This is a genomic window from Exiguobacterium sp. KJ 601 (assembly GCF_027161185.1).
GTDB lineage: Bacteria > Bacillota > Bacilli > Exiguobacteriales > Exiguobacteriaceae > Exiguobacterium > Exiguobacterium profundum.
In genome coordinates this window covers 1-23605 of sequence record NZ_JADHZG010000001.1, presented here as the reverse complement: position 1 = coordinate 23605, position 23605 = coordinate 1, and the positions used below count along the sequence as shown (strand labels likewise).

The following is a 23605-nucleotide window of genomic DNA, read 5'->3' as shown; positions in this document are numbered from 1 at the left end:
TCATCATGAATGATAAAATGGTGGAAAATGTCAGTTAAGGGGATGGAAACATGAGACGATGGGCGATATTCGGATTAAGTGCACTTTTACTCACGGGTTGTACAGATACGGTGGCAGACAATCCAACCCCAATCGAATCACCCGATGAACCCATCACCGAATGGACGCGTGAGGACTTTAAAGACGTCTATGACCAATACGAACAAACGAAACCGCTCCTTACTGCCCTTGAACAACAAGGAATCAAACCGTTTCGGGAGACATTCGAACGGGTCATCATCGCAGGCAACGGCCTCGAGCATACGTATGCGGATATTTACCCATTCAAGCTCGATGACGGGACGTATGCTACCATTTTCGATAGTCAGGACGGAACGGTGATCAATGGTTCTGAGTCGGTCGCTCCGCTATTTTGGCAAGAGGAATCCTTCCTTCAATACGTCGAAGAGATTGAAAATCGGAAATTCGGTACAAGTGCCCCACCTACCGATGTCGTCCTCACGCAGGATGAATTCCAAACGGTCTATGACCGCCATGCCTACACGTCAGCCCTCCTCGTCGAACTCGATGAAGCGGGCGTCGAACTGGCACGGGAGCCAATCGATGACGTGATCATTGCCGGGAACGGTGTAACCGAAGTCACTGCCGACTTGTTCGTATTCGATGTCGAGAGCGGGTATGCCATCGTATATGATCAGGACGGAGAAATTTTAAAAGGCCCCGAATCCATCTCACCGCTCTTTTGGAACGAGAAGGACTATGTGGACCTGTTAGCCAAGAATGAAAGTTAATGCGTGTCACGTTGTAACTTACGATATTCCAGCAACAACTTGAGCCATTGTGCCGGTTTGTCGCTGGAATCTTTTTTGTCCCGACGATGTGCTGTGACGTAGGTGTGCCATGAGATGGCCCGATACACGCATCCCAATTCCTCCGCAATCTTCATATGACGCTCGAGTATTTCTGTTGGCGCGACGTGTCTCCATTCTTTCAAATAAACCTTTCGTAACTCATGGATTTTCTCTATCCATAATGTATCGTCCTCTTCCGGCAATAAATCGAACAAGATGTTCCAAAAGACACGCATGCTAAAGAATGGATGTGTGATTGTCGCATCTCCCCAATCGAGAATCACCGGTTGATTGCTTTCAGGCTCCCAGAAAATATTCCCTCCATGCAAATCGCCGTGGTCGAGACTCATCGGTATACCACTTTCTAGTTCTTCACACATCGACAGAAGTTCAGGTTTTAGTGCCAACACTTCTTCCCGCTGCACCCGCTCCAGATTTAGACTCATCTCAACGAACGTCGATTCGATTTCCTCCCTGAGCATAGACGGACGACGGTCTGGAACCCCCATTTTTAAAAGTTGCTCCGTCTCACCACTCATTCGTTGCTGTAATTTGGCATACTCTCGTAGCGCAACCTCATACTGTTCCTGATCAGGTACATCACGTAACGGGTGACCGGAAACTTTTCGCAAGATGAACCATGGATGAACCGGATGCACAGCGACTACGTCTGGCACGAGCCCAGGCAACATATGAGCAAGATATTGTGACAACATTCCTTCACTCTGACTGATTGAAGTGACCGCTTTAGCATAGACGCCGTTGCCATGAACCAGATACGTCAAATCCGTATCTTTTTCTAGATGCCACGTCTCATTCGAAATATATTCATCAATCCACTGATCAAACTCATGCTTGAGATCAGTGTTTTCCCAGAAAACAGATAGTTGTTCCATATTCGTCCCCTTCCAATTTATGCTATACTCAAATCAATAAACGACCACTAGGGGAGCCTTCGGGCTGAGACGGCATTTGCCGGACCCTTTGAACCTGATCTGGCTCATACCAGCGTAGGGAAGTGGCTTGGGATACGTCTCTGTATGTCCACGCCATTTTTCCGTCTGGAAACGTGGCGTTTTTATTTTGAAAGGAGACTATTCATGCGTATTCAACAACTCACTTGGATGGCAATGCTCGTCGCCATCGCCGTCGTCGGTTCGATGTTCATCTCGATTCCCACAGGTGTTGCCCGTGCTTATCCGATTCAGCATATGGTGAACGTGATCGCCGCAGTTACTGTCGGTCCAATCGGAGCCGTTCTCGTCGCTTTCGTCACCGGGCTCATTCGTGTCATGACCGGCACAGGATCACTGCTCGCTTTCCCTGGTGGCATGATTGGCGCGTTTCTTGCCGGCATTTTCTTCGTTCGCACGAACCGCGTCTATGCGGCCGCTCTCGGAGAAATCATCGGGACTGGGGTTATCGCTTCGTTGATTGCCGTCCCGTACGCAAAACTGTTGATGGGTTCGACGTTCGGTGCATTTTTCTTTGTCCCGGCGTTCCTTGCCTCTAGTTTGACGGGCGCGCTTCTCGGTTGGCTCGTCTTGTCGCGTGTCAAACAGTTGCGACCGAGCGTACTCAAATAAAAGCTCCCTTTTTGGATGAAAATGGTAAACTATAGACAACATCTATAGAGGAGGGGTTTTATGTCTCGTTTCAATCAACTTGTAGCGGGTGGTATTTTGCTGTTTTTGTCCGGACTCTTATATACGCTCGAACGCATCGCACTCTACATACGTTGGTACGCCGAAATCTCAACCGGGAGCTGGTTGGAAAAACCGACGTTTGTCGATCCATTTCTCCAAAACTGGTTCGTTACCTTGTTTCTCTTTGCCGCTATCCCCTTCTTTTTGGCAGCTATGAATGTCACGCATAAAACAAGTCCATCCGAGAATCCGACCGACTCATGACGGTCGGTTTTTTGTATGATAGACCCAAATCGCTTCACCATTCCATTCATCAATTAAGCCGCTGTCGACAAAGCCGTTCTTCGCATAAAATCGTTTCGCGGCTTCATTTTCTTGATGGAGGCTGAGGATGATATCATCCACGTCGTATTGTGTCTGGATGAATTCCACTGCCATGCGTAGGCACTTCGTTCCAACGCCTTTCCCCTGTTCATGTTGACCAATCATGAAGCGGTCGAGCCACACGTAACGTTCTGTCTGGTTTTCTGCTCCAATCATCATGAAGCCAACCGGTCGCTCACCTTCATAAAATGCAAAGCTCTGCCAATTGTATTTCGTATCCTCAGCCATCTCTTGAAGGGATTCGGCATTCGTCTCGATGAATCGTGCTTGGTTCTCGTCCACTGTCAGAGCGATGACCGCCTCTCGATTGACTGCATCAACCGGTTGAATCGTGATTTCGTTTACTTTCATACATTCACCTCATTGATTTTCTCTTTCTTCCATACGATTTCTCCCGTAAAAAGTTTCTTCTCCCGTATCTTCGAAGGCTTGTATTCGCTACACTAACAATAGAAAAGGATGGGATCTTATGTTCCGAATCGGAAGTATCTTCATTCCCGTATCAGATGTAGAACAGTCTCTGAACTGGTATACAACTTATTTTCATGCCCAAGAAATCGGGCGCTGGGAAGGGGGCATCGGAATCTGTCTGCCCGATGGCTCAACTCAACTCGGATTGATTCAAACTACTTCAACGCAATCTACAACATTTAAGGATGCGTCTGGACAAGCCCATGTTTATTTCAATGATGAATTATAAAATTAAGTGCAACACCCAAAAGTGAACACAAAAAAAGCCCATGACGCTTTCCTCGTGTAGAATGAAGTCACCACAACACACATTCAGACTGAGGAATCGCTATGAGCTATATTCATCTTACCACAACGGAACGCATGAAAATAGAGACGTATCTGGAGCTCGGGATGTCCATCCGGTCCATCGTGAGACGGATCGACGTGCCCCTGACCGTGCTCCGTCAGAAAGGGAAACGTCAAAAGCCGACCGAGACGCGCGGGCGCATCAACATCGGACTCTCCATCTCGCAACGGCCGCCAGAGGTCAGGGGGCGACGGACGTTCGGCCACTGGGAGCTCGACACCGTCGTCTCCGGACGAGGGAAGTCGAAGGCGTGCGTCGCGACGTTCATCGAGCGGAAGAGCCGGTTCTATCTCGCCCTGCCGATCGCGGACCGCACCGCGGCCTCGATGGAGCGGGCGATCCATGCGGTGCACGGCGCCTTCCCGGACGGCACGTTCGAGACGGCGACGACGGACCGTGGCAAGGAGTTCAGCGGTCACGAACGCATCCAGGCGTCGCTCGGCGTGCCGATGTATTTCGCCGACCCGTATTCATCGTGGCAACGGGGGAGCAACGAGAACGCCAACGGGCTCCTCCGCGAGTTCTTCCCGAAAGGAACGGACTTCGCGCAGGTGGCGCACGACGAACTCGCGGACGCACTCGCCAAAATCAACGGGCGGCCGAGAAAATGTCTGAACTGGAAAACCGCACACGAGGCCTTCACCGAGGAAGTGTTGCGCTTAATTTGACAAACCGTCTTAACTAAAAACAATTATCGTGAAAATTTCATTTCCCCCTTGAACCTTACGTAGGGTAATGTTTTATAGTAAAACTAGCTTACTTTTGCAAAGGGGGAATCGTTGTGCAAAATGCCATTGTTAAGGCATTAATTAATGAAGAACAGATTCGTCTATATTTTATTGATAATACCCAGCTACTTCGCGATATCTATGCCTTAAACCAGGAACTTCCTAAACCGCTTAAACTGCTGTTAGGCAAAACGATATCAGCAATGAGCATACTCTCTGGTACGCTCAAAGGAAACCAGCGCATGAGCATCCAGGTAACGTTGAGCAACCCTCACCATAAGATTTTTGCGGAAGCCGAAGCGAACGGAAATGTCAGAGGATACTTGAACGAGGAACTTTTGAGAACTTCTAATATAGAAGAAAAGTCGATGCAAGATTTGATTGGACCTTCTGGGATGATCCGTGTCATAAAAGGTTCTGAGATGAATCAATTCACCAGCATTACCGATATGCCAAATCAACATATCACGGATGATATTGCCAACTATTTTGTGAAGAGTGATCAGACACCGACCCACCTTTATTCCGACATTCAGTTGGATAATGAAGCTTCCCTTCTTTCCAGTCATGCACTGTATGCACAACTTCTTCCCAGTGCACCACCACACCTGCTTTCAGAAGTGAAAATGATTGTAAAAGCCAATCCGGATATTTTCAGTAAACTAAACGCTAAAGAAGCGAGTGACAGCGAAGAAGCGTTAATCCAGTTGTTTGGGGATGCAAAAATTATCGGCCATAGCTCCAGTCAATTTTTCTGCGGGTGCAGTAAAGAAATGTTCTATGGCATACTTTATTCCTTGAGTGAAGAGGATATCAAACGGAGCATGGAACGAAATGAAGACATTGAAGCTTTTTGCCATATTTGTGGGAAAACCTACACGTTTGAGCAAAAGGAGATGCAGCAACTCTTCTAACTTCGAATTTCTCGTTTTTAGTTGGTGAATAGAAATGTTGTTAAATGGAGGCTAAGAGGATGAAGGAACATTGGAAAGTCGGAGAAGTTGCAGAATTGGCAGGTTTAACGATTCGAACTTTACGATATTACGATCAAATCTGTTTATTTTCACCTTCTCAGTATACGGAGTCAGGGCATCGGCTTTACACGAAAGCAGATTTGGTACGTCTTCAGCCAATTTTGTCCTTAAAGCAGATGGGAATGTCATTAGAAGAAATACAACTTCTGTTGTCTAATCCGGAGGAACAAACCGTTGCGGAGATTTTGCAGACCCAAATTTCTCGCGTCAAAAAAGAGATAGAGGTTCAGCAAAAACTAGTAGCCGAGTTGGAAAATGCGTTATGGGCTGCACGCAGCAATCGGACCCTCTCGATTTCAGAACTTACTAAATTAATGGAGGCGCTGAAAATGAATAAGGAAAAATACTTTTCGAAGCAGCAATTGGCTACCATGGAAAGGCGATATGAAAATGCCGACAAACAACTTTTAAAGCAGGCAGAGCAAGAATTTAACGGTCTTATCAAGGAAATTCGTTTGGAAAAAGAAAAAGGCGCTTCTCCTTCCGATGAAAAAGTACAAGGTTTAGCGAAAAAATGGAATGACATCGTGAAGGCCTTTTCCGAAGACGATAGGACTTTCCGCAAGCAAGCCGAACATTTCCACGCCGAAAACCCAGGGAACGAACTGCAATATGAAATAGATGGCGAGCTATACCAATTTATCAATCAAGCATTGAATCATAAGTGATTTTATAAGAAAGGAAGAGGAAAAGCTGACAAATTGGCTTCCCTCTTCCTTTCTTATATTTGTTTTTAAAGAACTCCCGATAACGTCATCACATGTAAACAAAGTTTTAAAGAATAACTTCTCTTCTAAGAAGAGAAATTACGGAATAATCACCATGGAAATCGTACGATCTGTTCCGTCTTCATCTTCTTTTCTATTATAGTATTTTTCCATTAATGTAGTTAACTCCGACTGAAAATCTTCGAATGAATCGTCTGTTAAGTTCATTTTCACTAAAGAAAATGTCGCTTGATCCTGAATATCTTCTGTAACTCTGTTGTCATGATAGTCTTTATAGTTCTGAAGAATATACATAAAAAAATAAGTTACAAATTTTATTTTATCGCCGTAAGTGGCAGACTGCCAATCTTCTTCGCTGATCTTATAGGCTTGGGTATTCAGGGCATACAGCTTTTCTTCAACTTTTCCAATTCGATTTATGCCAACGACTTTCAATAGATTGTCTTCCACCATTGAGTTCACATGTCTGTACAATGTCGCTTGCGATACTTCTTTCAATAGTTTATTCAGTTGCATAATCGAGTATCCTTCATCGACATCTATTAATTCCAAAGCGATTTTAAACCTGACCTGGTTTTTAAATAAATCAAATTCCATCTATTTCGATCCCCTTTTATTTATGATTAGTGAGCTGTTATATAGTCTTTCTTCGGGATTACCAACTTCTTGTCACCATTTATATCAGAATTTTCTTACAATAAAAAATGAGATTACTCCTAAATGTATTTTGAGTCTGTATCTAAAATACAATAATATGGTTGACTTTTCAATTATCATTATTGATAATGATAATTGAAGGAGTGATTCAGATGAATACAGATATGACTGCTCTACTGGAAATTGATTGGGCACAGATTCTCCCTTTCGCCTTGCCAATTATTTTATTCAACTTATTATTGATTGGAGTTGCGCTCTATGATTGGTTCAAAAGAAAAGAGCTCATTGGCTCACCATATATTTGGCTGGTCACCATTCTATTGCTCCAATTGCTCGGGCCGATATTTTATTTAGTGATTGGAAGGAGAATGATCCGAAATGATTACAGTCGAGAAACTTCATAAGACCATAAAAAAAAGAAAGATTTTGAGCGATGTCACCTTCTCGGTTGCAGATGGTGAATGTGTTGGCTTATTGGGACCTAATGGGGCAGGTAAAACGACGCTTCTCAAATGTATGACCGGCATTCTGCAGCATGAACAAGGGGACATTACGTTCAATTCCAACCCTATCGTGCAACATAAGAAAAATATTGGCTATTTGTCCCAACATACGGACTTCAAACCTTGGATGACCTGTGAGGAATCGCTCTTTTTCTTCGGAAAATTGTCGGGCTTGGACAAGACATTTTTAAAGGGGAATATTTCAGCGGTTTTAGAAGAAGTTGGGCTTAAGGATAAGGAAAACTACAAAGTGGAACAATTATCCGGCGGCATGAAACAGCGGCTCGGGATTGCCCAGGCCATTTTGCACCAACCGTTGTTGCTGATTTTGGATGAACCGGTTTCAGCGTTGGATCCGATTGGCAGAAATGAAGTAAAAAAGTTGATCGCTCGCTTAAAGAAGCACACGACCATCATCATTTCGACGCATATATTGGACGACGCCAGCGAATTTTGCGACCGGTACATTATCATTAAAAATGGAATGATTGTCGGAAACATAAACGATGTACTTCAGAAATCATACCGCAAACAAATTCTAGTTAAGACGGGGAATGTCCCGCAAACAAGTGAAGCATTGAAAAGTTCTGAGTTCGAACACGTTGAATGGTTATCACCAAACACCTTTCTTTTAACGGGAGCTGAGGAATTGGATTTAAAGAAAGTCGTAAACGATTTCGCTGCAAAAGAAATGGATATTACGTCCATTGCGTTTTATGAAAGAGGGATAGAAGAAATTTTCCTGGAGATGGTATCGGACACATGACAAACTTTTATACATTAACGCGCACTGAACTAGTAGAAGCCGCAAAAGAATTTAAGTTCATCTGGTTAACGCTGTTTTTCGTGATCTTGGGCCTTACCCAACCGCTAATCACTAAATACATGGACGTTATCCTCGAAAACGTTGGCGGTGCCGACGGCATCACCATCGATCCGAACCAGCCGGTACCAAGTTCTGCCGAAGTTCTTTTGTCGACCATTTCCGGCCAATTCAATCAAATCGGACTCATCATCTTAATTATTAGTTTCATGGGGCTGATTGCAGCCGACCGCAACAGCGGCATGCAAGATTTCATATTGACCCGCCCCGTCTCCCTGCGCTCCTACCTATTGTCGAAGCTGGCGGGCCATTGGGCAGTCAGCATGTTCAGCATCTCCATTGGAGCAGCCGTTTCCTATGGTTACACCATTTTCTTATTCGGTTCTTTCTCTTTTTCAAGCTTTGGACTGTTTCTGCTGTTGTACAGTTTATGGATCCTCTTCGTGGTGAGTCTGACCATCTTGATCAGCACCTTTGTTAAGAGCCCCATCCTTATCGCTGTCACAACAATCGCCGTTTCTATTTTCTTTATTCTGATCAAGGGGTTCAACCATTTCTTGTTCCAGCTGTCACCAGGCGGTATCTTAAACCTGGCGGAGAACCAGTTGCTGTCGGTCCGGGACTTGAATTACTTCAGTATCGCAACCTGTTTGGCATTTATTTTACTGAACCTTGCATGGGCCAGTAGGAATCTGAAAAAGTTTTAATTGAAGGAGAATCGTCTAAATGTTATCAATAAACAACCTAACCAAGTTATACAAAGGATCTGAAAAAGGCATTAGGAACTTAACTTTAGATTTGACGGAAGGCGATATTTGCGCCTTCATCGGCATGAACGGAGCTGGAAAAACAACTGCCATCAAATCCATCGTGGGCATTCACAGTTTTGATCAAGGCGCTATTGAATTTGATGGCGTGAGCATAGAAAAAAAACCACGAGAATTTAAACAGATGGTCGGTTACTCACCCGACACTCCTGTGCTCTACAGGAATATGACGGGGTATTCGTACCTTGAACTAATCGGAAGCATCTATCAGATTGATAATGCGACGATAAACGAGCAATTAAACACCTTGCTGAAAAAGCTCAATTTCGGCAGTGCTATCCATGAGTTGATTTCTACCTATTCGCATGGCATGAAACAAAGACTCGTGCTTATTTCCATTCTGATGCACAATCCAAAGCTGATCATATTGGATGAACCCTTTGTCGGACTGGATCCGAACGCCACTTATTTTTTACAGGAAGAAATGAAAAAACGGGCTGCTGAAGGATCCATTGTGTTGTATTCGACCCACGTTTTAGAAGTAGCGGAAAAGCTCTGCAACAAAGTGGTCATGATCCACAACGGCGAAGTGGTCGTCAATGATACGATGATCAATCTATTGTCCGAAAGTAGCTTAGATGAAAAATTCAGGAGCATCACAGCACATGAGTAAGCTCATCCAATTGCAAAAGTATATCTTAGCAAATGATTTTCAATTTTCCAGATTGGGATTATCCACTAACCAGGACGACCGAAAGCACGCTTTTCTTACGTTGGCAGGCTATTGTGCGGCTGTTGTCATGGCCATCGGCTATATTGTCTATATCGCTTTTGATTTGTACAGCAACGAAGAATCTACGTTGTTTTTTCCGATTCTTTCGTCCATTTTGTTTTGGACCCTGGGATTCTGGACCATCTTAAGCGGCATTAAGAAAATGATTGTTTCGTCAGATACTGAATTTATTTTCAGCCTGCCCATTCCATTGTGGCAAGCCAAGCTCTTTAATGTAATCAAACTCCTGATCCTTTATTTACTTATTGCTGCAACTGCCATTTTTGTTGGCATCTTGTTGCATATGTTCATTATTCCCGACTTCTGGTTCGTACTATTATCCAGTCTTCTTCTTGTGGTGATACTTCCTCTACTAGTTATCACAACAACGTTCATCATTTCATTAACAGTAAAAATTCTTCTAAATTTTTTAACCATCCATAGTAATGTAATCGAAGCTTTGCTTACAATCTTTTTATTCCTTTCACCTCTTTTGTATATCACGTACAGCACTTCTTCATTGGATTACAAAGATATTTTTTCTATTAGTTCCCCACTCTACTTGTTCGGCATCATTAGCAACTCTACACCAGAATTCGGATTCTTTAACTCGGTGAGCTTACTAACAATAACCCTCGTTCTTGTTTTCATAACCGGATACCTATTTACTAAAAGGCATGCTTTCTTAGCTGCAAGCTACTCTACTTCGTCAAAAAGAAAAGCACGTGATTCCAGCACGTTTTCTTCCAATAGTTTATTTAAAAATCTATTCTCGAAAGAGCTGAAACTATATCTATCATCTATCACCTATGTCAGCAATACAGTGCTTACATCTGCGCTATTACTAATGGGCAGCCTGGCTTATTTGTTCAATATTTCCTCTCTTTTGTATGACTACACCTTGGAACTGTCCTTCATCACGATGTCAAGCAAGTATATTTTCATTCTATTTACGACTGTATGTATTCTTTTGACCACAACCACGTCTTCAAGCCTATCTTTTGAAGGCCAAAGCATCTGGATTTTGTTGACGTCTCCGCTCTCTTTGATGGAACTTGCAAAAGCCAAGATGGCATTAAACGTGCTGCTTTTTGTACCAGGATTAGCTTGTGCTATTTTGGTCTATACTCAAAATTTCAGTTCATCGCTATTGGATTCACTGCTCTTCATTTCTTTTACATTCACTAGTTTACTGCTTAATAGCATGTTAGGCTTCTTTGTCAATTTAAAATTCCCTAATTACAACTGGTCCAGTGAGATGGAAGTAATCAAGCAGGGTAAATCCACTATAATCACCGCTATTATCAGTTCATTTCTTATCTCAATCACGGCGATTTTGATTCTACTAGATTTCAAATTCACATTCCAACTTCTCTTATTGGTCAATGTTTGTATAATTGTAGTTTTAATTTACAAGCTAAAGGAAAGCTCGTTACTTATGGAATAAAGCAATTAGCTCTGCCAAGTATGAATTAAACACTATCTTTGAAGCAATTGGCACCAGAACCTTCGGAGTCCCTTCTCTCTTAATGTGGCTTTTGGGAGATGTACTTGGTATTCTTGTTTCTTCCCTTTACTCGGACTGTTTGGGCAGTAGGTAACCTCATTGTAAGTACTTATAATTATAGAAGGGAGATATTCAGTGGTTTTCTGAATATCTCCCTTCTATATGTCCAGCTTCCGATAACCTGATGATATGTAAACCTATATCCTTCTGAAATCCGTACTTTAAAACCTTATGGCGCAGGTCTTTGAATGTATCCTTTTTTTTTGTAAATTCATTTTCTATGGTGATGCTTGTAACTTCTCTAGAATAGGAATTCTGAATGTAACTTAAGTGTAAGTAAGTTACATTCACATTCACATCCTCGTCTATGCCCCAAAACTTTATCTTGGATTTTGCCGGGACTTTTTCAATTCATCCAGATCACTTTGCAGCTGCTGGACAAGAGCCCGTAGTTATTCTCCACGTTCCTGGCTCTTTTTCAGTTCGTTTTAATGTCCGTAAGCAATTTAGTATGGTCTACGGGATTCGCTGGCTGCTGTTCCATAAGTCGCTGATTTTTGATTCTGACCCATGAACAACTCGAGAATCTGATTAAGGGATTGCAGCGCAACCACGAGTTATGGTGATGAGCCAGTCTGTAAAAGATTTAAAATTATTAATATGTAAACTTAAATAATATTAACACCTAAAGAACTAGATTTTACAAACTAACGAATCTAGTTCTTTACTACTTCATTTATGCAAGCCGTTGAATGTATGAAAAGTTAAATGTACATAGTTAAATTATTTCATGCTTTAAAGTTCTCGATTCTTTTTTAAAGACAATCTAAATGAAGAAAGTTGAAAAACTAGAAGCAATACATATGCGCAGGTTGAAATTCCTATCAAATCCATCCAACTATACTCCACTATCTTCGTTACTTTTAAAACAGTTCCTACCCCAGCAAACAAAACAGCAAACTTCGATGTGGAAACAATTGTTTTCTTTAGTTCGATTTTATATTCAGATTTCTCAACAACGTTTGCATACTCCATACCTGAGAGAATATAGCGAATCCATACATAGAGACTTAGAATTGCTATAACACCCAATAGAATATATGAAAACTCAGTGCTGAATATACCTAAAAATCTATTCAATAGAACGGCTACTCCCAAAAAGCCAATGAACAAAACGAAAGCCTCTGCTATAAAGTACAATAACTGCCTTTCTTTATATTCGTCATTTGGTAAAAACATTGAGACCCATGATTCTTTCATCTTTTACTCCTCCCAGAATAAATCATTTAAAGTGACGCCCAGAACCCTCGCAATGGCAATACAGAGTTTCAAAGAGGGATTATATTTATTCGATTCGATCAAACCGATTGTCTGTCTAGTCACACCGATTGCCTCTGCCAAATCGGTTTGAGTAAGATTCTTTTCTACTCGATGTTCTTTTACTCTATTTCCCATGTCTGTCTCCTAATTTAGTTGCGCAATACCTAAAATGTAATATATATATTCCATTAACGCAATATATATATTACATATTTTTGATTACGAATGAATCTCCATCACACTTTCTACGTTTTCTCTGTTCATAAGAAAGGAAAGGATACAGTAACTACATCTTGAGTTAGGAGATCACTAATGAAATATCTCGATTATTGGAGCTACTTGTCACTCTCTCTGGCAAAGCTCTTCTTTTTTAGCTGGTTGACCGCGACGGCGTTCGACTTCTCGTTTTTCCTCATCAATTTGGCGACGATTTTGCTCCTGACGAGTTGGGCACTCGCCGTGTCTTATCCGATCCGCCGATGGATTTTATACGTTTCTCTGTTCTTGCATAGTACTCTGCTCGTCTCGGACGTCTGGTATTATCGCTATTTTGAAGACTTATTATCCGTCGCCTTACTGTCCGACATCGGGCAGATGGGAGATGTCGGGGGTGGCTTCTTGACGCTCATCCGCCCAATCGATGCGTTCTTCTTCATCGACCTCATCATCTACGGTTTGATTTTGCGTTATATGAAACGTCATCCTGTCCGTGAAGGGAAACGAAACGGAAGACGATTGGCGCTCGCTGGCTTCACACTCGGATTTCTTCTCTTTACAATCCCGCTCACCCTCAGTTATCAGCGTGGAGAAAAGTGGATCGCGGACGACCCCATCTCGAATATGCGTGAATACTATCATCTTGGATTTTGGGGCTATCACGCGATGGATGTCGCCCGAGGCGTCGAACGTGCTATGGGATGGAACGAAGCCCTGACAGACGAAGAGCGTTCTCAAATTCAAGCACTCTCTTATCAAGAATTAAGTGCCCCAAGTCCAGATACGAACGTTATCGTTTTACAACTCGAATCATTCCAAACATCCGTCATCGATCAACAGATTGATGGACAGGAACTGACCCCGAATTTGAACCGACTGCGACGTGACATGCTTTACTTCCCGAACGTGTATCATCAAACGCATGAAGGGCGAACGTCTGATGCAGAGTTCATCGTCAACACGTCACTTTATCCTGTCAAATCTGGTTCCGTCTACACGCGTTTCCCGGGAAATCAATTCAGCGCGCTCTCTCAATCCTTGAATGAGGCGGGCTACGATACGGCAGCCATGCATTCGTTCCGAAAAGACTTTTGGAATCGCGATGACTTTTATGACAATATCGGGTTCAATCATTTCTTTAGCGACAAAGATTACCCCGATCAAGGAATCATCGGGATGGCACTCAACGATCAGGAATTCTTAAATACGTCGGTCGGATTTATGGAAGAGTTGGATGAACCATTTTACGCATTTTTAGTCGCTTTAACGAGTCATACACCGTACGATATCCCGGAAGACGAGAAGCGGTTGGATCTATCTGATATCGACGATCCCCTTCTCGAAAACTATTACCATACCGTTCATTTCGTCGATGCCGCTGTCGGTCAGTTCATCGAACGATTGAAACAAGATGGTTTCTGGGATGAGACGCTTCTCGTCATGTATGGTGACCACGATAGCGGTCTGACGGCATCAGGAGAAGAGATGGCTACCCTCGAAGAAGTGAACTCGACGGTTGACGCGTTTCAACTTGACCGTGCTGTCCCTCTCTTCATCAAACCACCTGGACCGACGACAGGAGAAGTCATGGAGGCGAGTGGTGGACAAATCGATATCGCCCCGACGATTCTCGATTTACTTGGAATCTCTCCAGCATATATGCTTGGCGACTCCTTATTGAATGATACGTCAAATCTAACCGTCTTTCGGACGGGCGCTTTCCGATATGAAGATCATTACTATGAACCAGACTTGACCGAACGTGCTGGTAACGGCACATGCTATTCCATTGAGACGGAAGAACAAGTCGCATTCGATCGATGCGCCCCTTACATCGACCGCGCGGCCATTCAACTCCGGCTCTCGGATACCATCATCGAGAAAGATGCCCTCTCGCAAATGAGTCCATGAAAAAACTCCCGAGCTATTTGTCTCGGGAGTTTTGTTCAGTAAGCTTTACGCAATGTCGCGATATCAAGCTTTTTCATGGGCAGACATGCCTGTACGACCTGTTCAATCTGCTCTTGCGAACCTACCGTCATTATCTCTTCCATTTCCCACGGGATGATTTGCCAGGAGACGCCATAGCGATCTTTCAGCCAACCACACTCCTCGGCTTCCGGTACAGCCGATAGCCGCTCCCAGTAGGAATCGACTTCTTCTTGCGACTCACAAAAAGCGATGAGCGACTGGGTCTCGTTAAACGAAAATGTATGATTTTCATTACTGTCCATCACGACAAATTCTCGACCGGATAAGACGAAACGAGCATAGTTGATTTTCCCGTCAAGCTCGTCCCCATCTTCTTCCGTGTATCGTACCGTATGTCCGTCCAATACATATGAATCTTTGAAAATAGAGATCCAATCGTTCATCGCCGCCTCGGCACGACCGAACGCTTCTTTGACAAACAATAGACATGGCGTCACGAGCTGAATGTCCATCCCGCCATCATGCATGATTTGCCAAGAAACCCCGTAGCGGTCCTGCAACCACCCATAACGCTGACTGAAGTCGTACGTGTCTAATGGAATCAAGATATCCGCTCCGTCAGATAATCGTTCCCATAGCGCATTGATCTCTTCCGTCGTCGGAAGCGACACCATGTAGGAAATGGACGGATTCCGTTCTTGCGCCGTCCCTCCCCCAAGCAACTGAAAGAATTGTCCAGCGAGCGACAATGTCACAATCGTCGTCTCGCCTGCTGGTGAACTTGAAAATCTCGTCGTATAGTCGACAAACGAATCTGGAAAGATGGATACATACCACTCGGCAATCTCTTCAACATCCTGTTCAAACCAAATACATGGAATCACGGGTTGCGTAATCATGAGAATGTCTCCTTTCAGACTTCATGCAAACGATAGACCTCACGGACGGCGAGAAGCTCTCCGGCTTCATCACGATACGCCTTATAGTGCGACGAATGGATATGGTGATCGAGCGCTTCTTCGTCTTGATACTTTTCATAGAAGACAAACGTACCCGGTGCATCGATTGCCTCGTGAAGAACGTACGCGAGACACCCTTCTTCCGCACGCGACGGCGGAATCACACGGTGCAGCGCGTCACGTAACGCCTCTTCTTTTCCGGGATGGGCTTTCAAGATTGCAGTAATGACGATTTCCATACAGTATTCCTCCTTAGATAATGGACCTGCCTTTCTGTTCCCGAATCCACTACAATCTATCCCAAAAAACGGATATCTCATCATACGAGACATCCGTTTCTGCTTATGACTTTTTCTTTTGTCGGAATGGCCACCAGACACCATCGCCAAATGAAATCGTAATGGCTGGGATCAAGAGGGGTAACACAATCAAGCCATACAATAACAAACCGGTGATGACGATTGTCGCGATCTGGACGAGACTGAGCACGCCTGACGGAATCATGGCACCGAACGTCCCGGCGAGGATGACCGCGGCTGTCATAATGACGGTACCCATCTTCGTCATCGAGTGGATGAGCGCCTCACGGACCGTCTTCCCATTGATTGTTTCTTCCCGGAATCGATCTAACAAGAAGATGGAGTAGTCAATTCCAAGGGCAATCAACATGACAAATCCAAAGAACGGAACGGCCCAGCTAATCCCGTCATAGCCGAGTCCTTCTACAAAGATCAGCTCTGTGATTGCCGCTGACGTATAGTACGTCAAGAGAAGCGAAGCAATCATATAGAGTGGCATGATCATCGAGCGGAACAGCGCTGTCAAAACGATGAACAACGTCACGAGCATGATGGCTACCGTTCGATTGAAATCGTTCGTCGATGTTTCATTTAAATCGCTATTGATACTTGAGATCCCGGCATATCCGATGGTCGCATCCGCATACGGTGTTCCCGTCACGGCACGATTCATCGTCTCTTTGATTGTCTCAACGGTATCAATCGCTTCTGGCGAATACGGGTCCATCTCTAAGACGACCTCGAGCTGAGTCGCCATTCCTTCATCGAAGACATATCGTTCGACTGCAGGTGAGAACGCATCTGATGTGAGCGTCCCTTCCGGAAGATACACGCCTGTCTCCCGAAGCGCATCTGCTTCACTCAACTGTTGTAAGAACGAAACGGCTTCGCCGAGACCAGACTCAATTTGTCCTAGCCCGTCGTTCGCTTCCGCGACACCTGTCGCCAGTTGCGCTAACCCGCTACCAAGTTCACCGACCTGAGAACCTTGTGCATTTAATGCGGACGCCGCTTCGTTGATTCCTGACTCAATTTGTGTGAGGCCAGCTGATACTTGACCGAGCTGTCCGACTGCGGCCGGGATGTTTTGAGTCGCTGTCAATCCTTGCCCAATGAGACCAAGTTGACCATTCAACTGATTTAGTCCCGCTGCTGCTTCTGCAAGCGGTGCCCCAGCATTGGTTGAACCGCTTGGTAGTTGTCCAACAATCCCGTTCAATCCTTGCTCAATCTCATCCAATCCAGTTTGAACATCCCCGAGACCCGTCTGCGCTTCAGACAAGCCATCGCTGACTTCACTGAGCTGCGTATCGACATAAAAATCGTCGATGACTTCACCAGTAGGACGTGTGAGCGCACGGACACCATTCACACCTTCGACTTTTTCAAGCTCACTTGCAAACTTTTCGATATAGGGAACTTCTGATTCTGTAATGGCTTGATCTTGTCTCAAAATGACTTGTACCGGAAGGGATTCCCCTTGACCGAACCCTTCTGAGATCAAATTCAGTCCACGAACCGAATCGTACCCGTCTCCAATCTCATCGACCGTATTGAACGAACGGGCATCGTCATATGTGAATAAGACAGGTACTGTGATCAACCCGACGACCAAAATCGATACGAACGGGCGATTGACCGACAATCGGCTCAAGCTAGCCCAAAGCTTGCTGTCATGATGCTCGCCTGCCTTTTTCGACGGCCAAAACAGCCGCTGTTTGAGCGTCGCCATAAAGAATGGGACGACCGTGAAAAGAATCAGCAGCAACACCGCAATCCCGACTGCGACGGCGACCGCTGATTTAAAGATTGGAAAATCAGCAAATCCGATGGCGGCAAAACCGACGAAGACCGCGAGTCCACTGATGAGGACCGTCCGTCCTGCCGTCTTGTACGTATTGACGATGGCGTCTTCGATGGCATGTCCTGCACTGAGTTCTTCTTTATAACGGCTAAGAAGCAGGATACAGTAGTCTGTCCCAATCCCGAACAAGATGGCGACAAGGAAGATCTGCGTGTAGTTGGACACAGGGAATCCAAACCAATCCACGAAGAACGCGACAAACGATTGGCTCAATAGATACGTGAATCCGACCGCAATGAGTGGGATGAACGGGGTCACGATGGAACGGAAGACGAGAAGGAGTAATCCAAAAATCAACACGACCGTGATGATCTCTGTCTTTTTCAACCCTTCCTGGGCACTTAAGTTCACATCATTGTTAATGATTTCTTCCCCGGTGATATATACTGTCTCCTCTTGCGGGAGCACGTTTTCACGGACATCATCAGCAAACGCATTGATTTCTTCCGTCGTACCTTCTACCGTGATGGGGACGAGGACGATGCGTCCGTCTTCTGAGACAAGCTGTGCCTCTGTCTCCTCGTTTTCGAACGGATCGAGAACATCTGTCACGACCGTTTCATTTTGTTTAAGTTCTTCGATGACACGCGCGACATCTGTTCGCTCCGTCTCTCCGATTGATTCAAACTCATAGACGAGGGAGATGGTCTTGTCACTCTTCCCGGCTTCATCTAAAATCGCTTGTGCGCGTTGTGAGTCCATGTCGTCCGCAAGTTGGAAGCTCCCTGCCTCTTCTGCTTGTTTCGTTAAGTTCGGTGCTGCGACAAATAATGCTGCCGTCAATACGATGAGGGAAATGAAAATTCCCCAGCGCCATTGAATGATTTTATGCATGTGTTATTCCTCCCCGATTCGGAGCAATTGCTTTATTTTTCGGAACGTCCGAACAAACTGCTCGATTTCAATTTCGTCTACTTCTCCATCGATGAGGGATTCCACATATCGATAGACGGCACCGTCCACTTCTTCGACGAGCCGTTTCCCTTCTGGGGTCAATTCAATCAATCGCTCGCGTTGGTCTTGTCCTCGTTGACTCGTGACGAGTCCTTTTTCGACCAACTTTTTCAGGCGATTCGAGACCGCACTTTTATGGACACCTTGCTTTTGTGCCAGTTGCCCAGCAGGGGTCGGTCCAAATTGATCGAGCAACTTTAAAAGTTGGAGTTGTTCACGCGAATACTCACGCCAGACATCCCCTTCCATCGCTTCGATGACATGTTCCGTCCCATGGAACATCACTTCTTCAAACAACTGCACGGCTTCGCGCATCAATGCTTTCATTTTTAGTTTACCCCCTAAACTAGATGGTTATAGTTTATGCCCTAAACTAAATGGCGTCAAATAAAAAGACCGATAAGGAGTGCCCTTATCGATCCATGTTCTTTTCAATGGTTTCTGCCACACGTAACCCAGACAGATAGGCACTTTCGAATCGCGTTCGTCCGGATGGATCATCAGCTTCAAGGAAGACATCCCCTGCTAAATAGATGGGATGATGGCTTACTTGATAAAACGGCTCATGCCATACATCTTTCGCTTGCGCGTAACGCCAACGTTTTAACTGCCGTGATTGGATGCCGAGGTCTCCGACTTCTTCATGCACTAACCGCTCAACTTCTGCAAGTGTCTCCGCTTCCGGTCGCTCATACCAGTCCTCACTCCACGCCTCTTCCATATAGACACTTACGAGTGGTGTCGCAGAGATTCCTTTTTGCCGATTATCGACGATTTTTAATACACCAGGTACTAGTTCTTGATCGAGAATACCGTCTGCTCCAATCTGTACATCACCGGCACATTCAAAAAGACCGACGAACGTCGGCGAATATACGAGACGAAGTAGCGCGGGTTTGATCTGGTCGACCAAACTCCCCAGTAGTTCAAATGACTGTGGAAGGGGTGCCGTCATCACGAGTCGATCATAGGAACGTGTCGTCACGTCTGTCTTAACTGTGACGGTTCCGTCTTCTTCTACTTGAACGTTCTCCACCCGTTCATTCAACTGTACGGTCAAATCTTCAGACAAACGCTTAGCGAGTGCATTCATCCCATCAATCGCGACATAACGTGGATAAGGGTCGGCATACCAGACCCGCACCCAGTTCGCATTCATCCACGACCGCACCTCTCGTTCGAGCTCTTTTCCACGCACCGTGAAATATACCGCTCCATGGTCTGCCCGTCCGTCACCGATTCGACGCGTCGCTAAGCGTCCCCCGACGCTTCGACTCTTTTCAATCAGTTCAACGGCATGACCTTGACGCACAAGTTCACGCGCTGCGATGATTCCGCTCAGACCGGCCCCGATGATCCCAATCTTCATTCCGCATTCCCCTTTCTCTTCATGAAGATTGTAGCACGTTCCTTCAATTTACCCTCTGTTTGATATGCTTCAGGCTGGCTTGTTCCATTGTTCGTCGTAAGCCTGACGCGTATCTTCATACATGACAGCGAAGCGCGCAACTACTAACGGACGAACAAGGGAAGTCGCAACTAACAGCGACCAGGATGACAAAATCGGTAATTTGAAAACAATACTTAACGTGAAACCCGTCAAAAAGACCGGAATCATTGGCAGGATCAATTTAAATGCTTCCCACTTCTGTCCACGCATCATCCCACGAGATTTTGTAATTGCTTCTGTTGGGGACAAATGAGGCTCATCTCGCAATATAAAGAAAGTGAATGCGTAAGAAAAGTACTTTATGATTCCTGGAACGATTAGAAGCAGCCCCCACAATAGTTGGAAGAGAACCATGAGTAGGAATGTGGCTAAATTTAAGCGGTAATTCTTCCGAAACGGTTTAAATACATCTTGAAAATGCAATTTCTTATTTCGCACCGTATCTAAAATGATCCAGCTGTATCCGATATACATTGGAAGAGACATCACATATAGGATGAGTCCAACCACACTGATCATCATAAGAATAGTAGAACTGTGTTGGATTCCGTAATACGTCGGATCTATCATAAGCCACACTTCTACTAAAATCGCCATTGCAAAAGACCAACCGATGAGTTTCCCCGTTTTTCCTTTCAAGGCCTCATGTGTCCGTTCTGTCCATGTTTGAATCATTCTACATCTCCCCCTGACTGATACTTTTATATACGGAGCATAGTAAGCACACGTTTCAAATTCATATAAAAAAGCAGAGATTCACTCTGCTCGTTCGTCCGCTCGATATTCCAATATGTCTCCCGGCTGACAGTCGAGTGCTTCGCAAATCGCTTCAAGTGTCGAGAAACGAATCGCTTTGGCCTTTCCGTTTTTCAATATTGATAAGTTCGCCATCGTGATCCCGACTTGTTCCGACAGTTCCGTCACACTCATTTTCCGTTTCGCCAACATCACATCCAGATTCACAATCATCGCCATTTCTCTCACCTCATACCGTCAAATCGATTTCTTGTTTCATGTCGATGGCGCGCTTCAATAGTTTCTGTAACAACTCAGCGAAAACCGCAATGACAAATGCGGCGAAGACGAAGACGAATCCGATGACTAAAAATCCTGGCGAGTCGTCACGCTCAGCGAACCAATAGAAGAACGGGAGTGTCGCCATATAGATGGCCGTGATGGTCAACGCACAATATTTAATGACACGAAGTGCTTTCACCGACCGATAGGAGAATGCCTCATTCCGATCAATCAATCCAAGTAAGATGAATGACTGTGACAAGGCAACGAAAAAGGGAATCGCTGCTACATACATCCCTCCAATAATCGGTCGCATCGAATTTGCAATCCATCCTCCGCTCTCCACCGCCTCTCGCCAAAGGAAAGGGAGTAAAAAGATACAGGCCGCGAGAATCGGGAGCGACAAGACAATCACTGCTAGTTTCAAAAAGATGGTTTCCCGTTTCATCTGCCAAACACCTCATTTAGTTTTATTTTCTTTATCATATGCTATGTTTTATCGTTTATCAATAAATATTTATCGAAAAAAATAGACCACGAGATGTACTCGAGGTCTATCGCATTCATTTCATTGTTTCTAATTCACTTTCGGTCACCCATTTATGGTTTGTGACCTCTTCCCCGTCTTCGGTCGTGTAATCAACCATGTAAACGGTCGTCTCTTCCGCTGTATCGATTGTCGCTTCTGCGCCGTCCATCCCTTCCATATGGTCGGCGGCCAATACGACCTCATCCCCTTCAGACAACGGTTCCTCATCTGGATTGTCCAATTCTTCGTGAATCACCCATTTGTGATCCTCTACCGGGTCACCGCCTGTTGTCGGTGTATAGCTGACGGCGTAGACGGTCGTATCGTACGCACCGACAATCGTCGCCTCCACACCTTCCATCCCTGGCATGTGATCCGCTGTCATCATCGCGGTTGATCCGACTGGAAAAGTCGGATCACTGGCTTCCATCAGCCCGTCTGGAACTTCTCCAGACCCGGAGTGATCCATCGCTGAATGGTCCATGCTTTGCTCTTCTGACATCTCCATCGATGTGTCCTCTACCGTATCCCCACAAGCGGCCAATGATGTCGCGAGAATCATGACACCGAGACCTGTCATCCATTTCTTCTGTTTCATCGAATCTCTCCTTCTCTTCATTTTCATGTTGAGTGTACCCGTTCCGGAGAATGAACAGACATATTTGAGAACATTACGATGATTTGTTAACTCATTGCAACAAAAAAGACCAAAATCCCGAAAGATTTTGGTCTTGGACATTATTCAACCGTTACAGACTTCGCCAAGTTACGTGGCTTGTCGACATCACAGTCACGAGCAAGTGCTGCATAGTACGAGATGAGTTGAAGTGGAAGAACCGTCACGAGTGGCGTGAGAAGTGGTTCAACACGTGGAAGAACGAATGCGTCGTTCTCATGCTCCATTCCTTCCATTGAAATCGTACATGCGATGGCACCACGCGCCACAACTTCCTTGATGTTTCCACGGATGTTGAGGTGTGTGTTTGGTTGAGACACGAGCGTGATGACTGGTGTCCCGTCTTCAATCAAGGCGATCGGACCGTGCTTGAGTTCCCCACCTGGGTACCCTTCTGCTTGGATATATGAAATCTCTTTCAGCTTCAATGCGCCTTCGAGACCTACATATGAATCCAATCCACGTCCGAGGAAGAATGCGTTACGTGACTCTTTCAAGAACTTATCTGCAAGCTCTTCAAAGATTTCTTTTTGTGCCATGATCGAGTCCATCGTTGTCGCAACGAGTGCAAGTTCTTGCATGAGATCAAACGGTAGTTTCTTCCCGTTCGCACGAGCGATGTCGTATGCGAGAATTGCGAGGACGGCAATCTGTGCCGTGTATGCTTTCGTCGAGGCGACCGCGATCTCTGGTCCTGCGTGGAGGAGCATCGTCTCGTTCGCTTCACGTGACAATGTCGATCCTGCCACGTTCGTTAACGTGAGCGCTTTATGGCCCAATTTTTTCACTTCGACGAGGACGGCACGGCTGTCCGCTGTCTCACCTGATTGTGAGATGAAGAGGAAGAGTGGCTTCTCTGTCAAAAGTGGCATGTTGTAACCGAACTCTGATGCGACGTGTACTTCAGTCGGTACACCTGCAACGCGCTCAATCAATTGCTTCCCGACAAGACCAGCGTGGTAACTTGTACCACATGCGACGATATAGACGCGGTCTGCTTCCGAAACGAGTTCACGCACGCCTTCTGCGAGCTCGATGTCGCCGTTCTCATTCTGGTAGTGCTGGATGATGTTACGGATGACGGCTGGCTGTTCGTCCATCTCTTTCAACATGTAGTGCGCGTACGTGCCCTTCTCGATGTCTGACGCATCGATCTCGGCCGTGTATGG

28 protein-coding genes and 1 riboswitch are annotated in these 23605 nt (G+C 45.2%); of the genes, 13 read left to right on the top strand and 15 right to left on the bottom strand.

Annotated elements, in window-relative coordinates:
* Positions 1-50: 50 nt before the first annotated feature.
* The gene (locus tag IRJ25_RS00140) at positions 51-791 is read left to right on the top strand and encodes a hypothetical protein (RefSeq protein ID WP_012727618.1); all 741 of its coding nucleotides are present in this window, start codon (positions 51-53) and stop codon (positions 789-791) included.
* Here IRJ25_RS00140 and IRJ25_RS00135 read toward each other — a convergent pair.
* Positions 788-1747: a phosphotransferase family protein gene (locus IRJ25_RS00135; RefSeq protein ID WP_196431413.1), complete on the bottom strand. Its 960-nt coding sequence runs from the start codon at positions 1745-1747 to the stop codon at positions 788-790. The two genes, IRJ25_RS00140 and IRJ25_RS00135, sit on opposite strands and share 4 nt — an antisense overlap.
* 39 nt (positions 1748-1786) lie before the next feature.
* Positions 1787-1885: riboswitch (TPP riboswitch) on the top strand.
* Between the two features lie 66 nt (positions 1886-1951).
* Here IRJ25_RS00135 and thiW point away from each other — a divergent pair.
* Both thiW and IRJ25_RS00125 read left to right on the top strand, forming a co-directional pair.
* A complete protein-coding gene (thiW, locus tag IRJ25_RS00130; RefSeq protein WP_047794734.1) occupies positions 1952-2437 on the top strand; it encodes an energy coupling factor transporter S component ThiW in 486 nt (161 codons plus the stop codon).
* Between the two features lie 60 nt (positions 2438-2497).
* Positions 2498-2761, top strand: coding sequence for a hypothetical protein (locus IRJ25_RS00125; RefSeq protein ID WP_214784088.1), 264 nt, complete (start codon positions 2498-2500; stop codon positions 2759-2761).
* Here IRJ25_RS00125 and IRJ25_RS00120 read toward each other — a convergent pair.
* Positions 2756-3232 (bottom strand): GNAT family N-acetyltransferase, encoded by a 477-nt coding sequence (locus tag IRJ25_RS00120; protein WP_214784091.1) that lies wholly within the window; start codon positions 3230-3232, stop codon positions 2756-2758. The genes IRJ25_RS00125 and IRJ25_RS00120 overlap by 6 nt on opposite strands.
* Positions 3233-3350: 118 nt before the next feature.
* Between IRJ25_RS00120 and IRJ25_RS00115 the strand changes: the two genes are divergently transcribed.
* The 4 genes from IRJ25_RS00115 (at position 3351) to IRJ25_RS00100 (ending at position 6131) form a co-directional block, all read left to right on the top strand.
* On the top strand, positions 3351-3581 hold the full coding sequence (locus tag IRJ25_RS00115) for a VOC family protein (RefSeq protein WP_269317501.1): 231 nt from the start codon (positions 3351-3353) through the stop codon (positions 3579-3581).
* A gap of 101 nt (positions 3582-3682) precedes the next feature.
* Complete coding sequence (locus IRJ25_RS00110; protein ID WP_214784094.1) at positions 3683-4369, top strand: IS30 family transposase; 687 nt, start codon at positions 3683-3685, stop codon at positions 4367-4369.
* Between the two features lie 113 nt (positions 4370-4482).
* Positions 4483-5343, top strand: coding sequence for an Hsp33 family molecular chaperone HslO (locus tag IRJ25_RS00105; RefSeq protein ID WP_269317500.1), 861 nt, complete (start codon positions 4483-4485; stop codon positions 5341-5343).
* Positions 5344-5402: 59 nt separating this feature from the next.
* Complete coding sequence (locus IRJ25_RS00100) at positions 5403-6131, top strand: MerR family transcriptional regulator (RefSeq protein WP_214784100.1); 729 nt, start codon at positions 5403-5405, stop codon at positions 6129-6131.
* Between the two features lie 138 nt (positions 6132-6269).
* Here IRJ25_RS00100 and IRJ25_RS00095 read toward each other — a convergent pair whose 3' ends face one another.
* Positions 6270-6788: a transcriptional regulator gene (locus IRJ25_RS00095; RefSeq protein WP_214784102.1), complete on the bottom strand. Its 519-nt coding sequence runs from the start codon at positions 6786-6788 to the stop codon at positions 6270-6272.
* A 212-nt stretch (positions 6789-7000) separates the two neighbouring features.
* On the opposite strand from IRJ25_RS00095, the gene IRJ25_RS00090 reads away from it, so the two are divergent.
* From IRJ25_RS00090 to IRJ25_RS00070, 5 genes are read left to right on the top strand one after another with little or no spacing between them, the layout of a single operon-like run.
* Positions 7001-7252, top strand: coding sequence for a PLDc N-terminal domain-containing protein (locus IRJ25_RS00090; RefSeq protein ID WP_182091643.1), 252 nt, complete (start codon positions 7001-7003; stop codon positions 7250-7252).
* On the top strand, positions 7227-8117 hold the full coding sequence (locus IRJ25_RS00085) for an ABC transporter ATP-binding protein (protein ID WP_214784104.1): 891 nt from the start codon (positions 7227-7229) through the stop codon (positions 8115-8117). The genes IRJ25_RS00090 and IRJ25_RS00085 overlap by 26 nt, the downstream gene beginning before the upstream one ends.
* Complete coding sequence (locus IRJ25_RS00080; protein ID WP_214784106.1) at positions 8114-8881, top strand: ABC transporter permease; 768 nt, start codon at positions 8114-8116, stop codon at positions 8879-8881. The genes IRJ25_RS00085 and IRJ25_RS00080 overlap by 4 nt, the downstream gene beginning before the upstream one ends.
* A 19-nt stretch (positions 8882-8900) precedes the next feature.
* Positions 8901-9614: an ABC transporter ATP-binding protein gene (locus tag IRJ25_RS00075; protein ID WP_214784108.1), complete on the top strand. Its 714-nt coding sequence runs from the start codon at positions 8901-8903 to the stop codon at positions 9612-9614.
* Positions 9607-11160 carry a hypothetical protein gene (locus tag IRJ25_RS00070; RefSeq protein WP_214784110.1) on the top strand — a complete coding sequence of 518 codons (1554 nt, stop codon included), beginning with the start codon at positions 9607-9609 and terminating at the stop codon, positions 11158-11160. The genes IRJ25_RS00075 and IRJ25_RS00070 overlap by 8 nt, the downstream gene beginning before the upstream one ends.
* Positions 11161-12015: 855 nt before the next feature.
* Here the strand turns inward: IRJ25_RS00070 and IRJ25_RS00065 are convergent.
* Positions 12016-12480: a hypothetical protein gene (locus IRJ25_RS00065; protein ID WP_269317499.1), complete on the bottom strand. Its 465-nt coding sequence runs from the start codon at positions 12478-12480 to the stop codon at positions 12016-12018.
* 3 nt (positions 12481-12483) lie between these two features.
* Positions 12484-12675 (bottom strand): helix-turn-helix transcriptional regulator, encoded by a 192-nt coding sequence (locus tag IRJ25_RS00060; protein WP_031421892.1) that lies wholly within the window; start codon positions 12673-12675, stop codon positions 12484-12486.
* Between the two features lie 177 nt (positions 12676-12852).
* On the opposite strand from IRJ25_RS00060, the gene IRJ25_RS00055 reads away from it, so the two are divergent.
* On the top strand, positions 12853-14667 hold the full coding sequence (locus IRJ25_RS00055; protein WP_269317498.1) for an LTA synthase family protein: 1815 nt from the start codon (positions 12853-12855) through the stop codon (positions 14665-14667).
* 35 nt (positions 14668-14702) lie between these two features.
* Here the strand turns inward: IRJ25_RS00055 and IRJ25_RS00050 are convergent, their stop codons facing one another.
* The 10 genes from IRJ25_RS00050 to glmS form a co-directional block, all read right to left on the bottom strand.
* Positions 14703-15587, bottom strand: a complete 885-nt coding sequence (locus tag IRJ25_RS00050; protein ID WP_214784116.1) for a VOC family protein — start codon at positions 15585-15587, stop codon at positions 14703-14705.
* Between the two features lie 14 nt (positions 15588-15601).
* Positions 15602-15886 carry a putative quinol monooxygenase gene (locus IRJ25_RS00045; RefSeq protein WP_269317497.1) on the bottom strand — a complete coding sequence of 95 codons (285 nt, stop codon included), beginning with the start codon at positions 15884-15886 and terminating at the stop codon, positions 15602-15604.
* A gap of 103 nt (positions 15887-15989) precedes the next feature.
* Positions 15990-18644: an MMPL family transporter gene (locus IRJ25_RS00040; protein WP_269317496.1), complete on the bottom strand. Its 2655-nt coding sequence runs from the start codon at positions 18642-18644 to the stop codon at positions 15990-15992.
* A 3-nt stretch (positions 18645-18647) separates the two neighbouring features.
* The gene (locus IRJ25_RS00035) at positions 18648-19091 is read right to left on the bottom strand and encodes a MarR family winged helix-turn-helix transcriptional regulator (RefSeq protein WP_269317495.1); all 444 of its coding nucleotides are present in this window, start codon (positions 19089-19091) and stop codon (positions 18648-18650) included.
* Between the two features lie 85 nt (positions 19092-19176).
* Positions 19177-20133, bottom strand: coding sequence for an NAD(P)/FAD-dependent oxidoreductase (locus tag IRJ25_RS00030; RefSeq protein ID WP_269317494.1), 957 nt, complete (start codon positions 20131-20133; stop codon positions 19177-19179).
* A gap of 69 nt (positions 20134-20202) precedes the next feature.
* Positions 20203-20889 carry a DUF975 family protein gene (locus IRJ25_RS00025; RefSeq protein ID WP_269317493.1) on the bottom strand — a complete coding sequence of 229 codons (687 nt, stop codon included), beginning with the start codon at positions 20887-20889 and terminating at the stop codon, positions 20203-20205.
* 81 nt (positions 20890-20970) lie between these two features.
* Positions 20971-21189, bottom strand: coding sequence for a helix-turn-helix domain-containing protein (locus tag IRJ25_RS00020; RefSeq protein ID WP_269317492.1), 219 nt, complete (start codon positions 21187-21189; stop codon positions 20971-20973).
* A 10-nt stretch (positions 21190-21199) separates the two neighbouring features.
* The gene (locus IRJ25_RS00015; RefSeq protein ID WP_078147856.1) at positions 21200-21679 is read right to left on the bottom strand and encodes a DUF2975 domain-containing protein; all 480 of its coding nucleotides are present in this window, start codon (positions 21677-21679) and stop codon (positions 21200-21202) included.
* Between the two features lie 115 nt (positions 21680-21794).
* Complete coding sequence (locus IRJ25_RS00010; RefSeq protein ID WP_269317491.1) at positions 21795-22358, bottom strand: YdhK family protein; 564 nt, start codon at positions 22356-22358, stop codon at positions 21795-21797.
* Between the two features lie 140 nt (positions 22359-22498).
* The coding region (gene glmS / locus IRJ25_RS00005; RefSeq protein WP_269317490.1) for a glutamine--fructose-6-phosphate transaminase (isomerizing) at positions 22499-23605 on the bottom strand (1107 nt) is incomplete at its 5' end.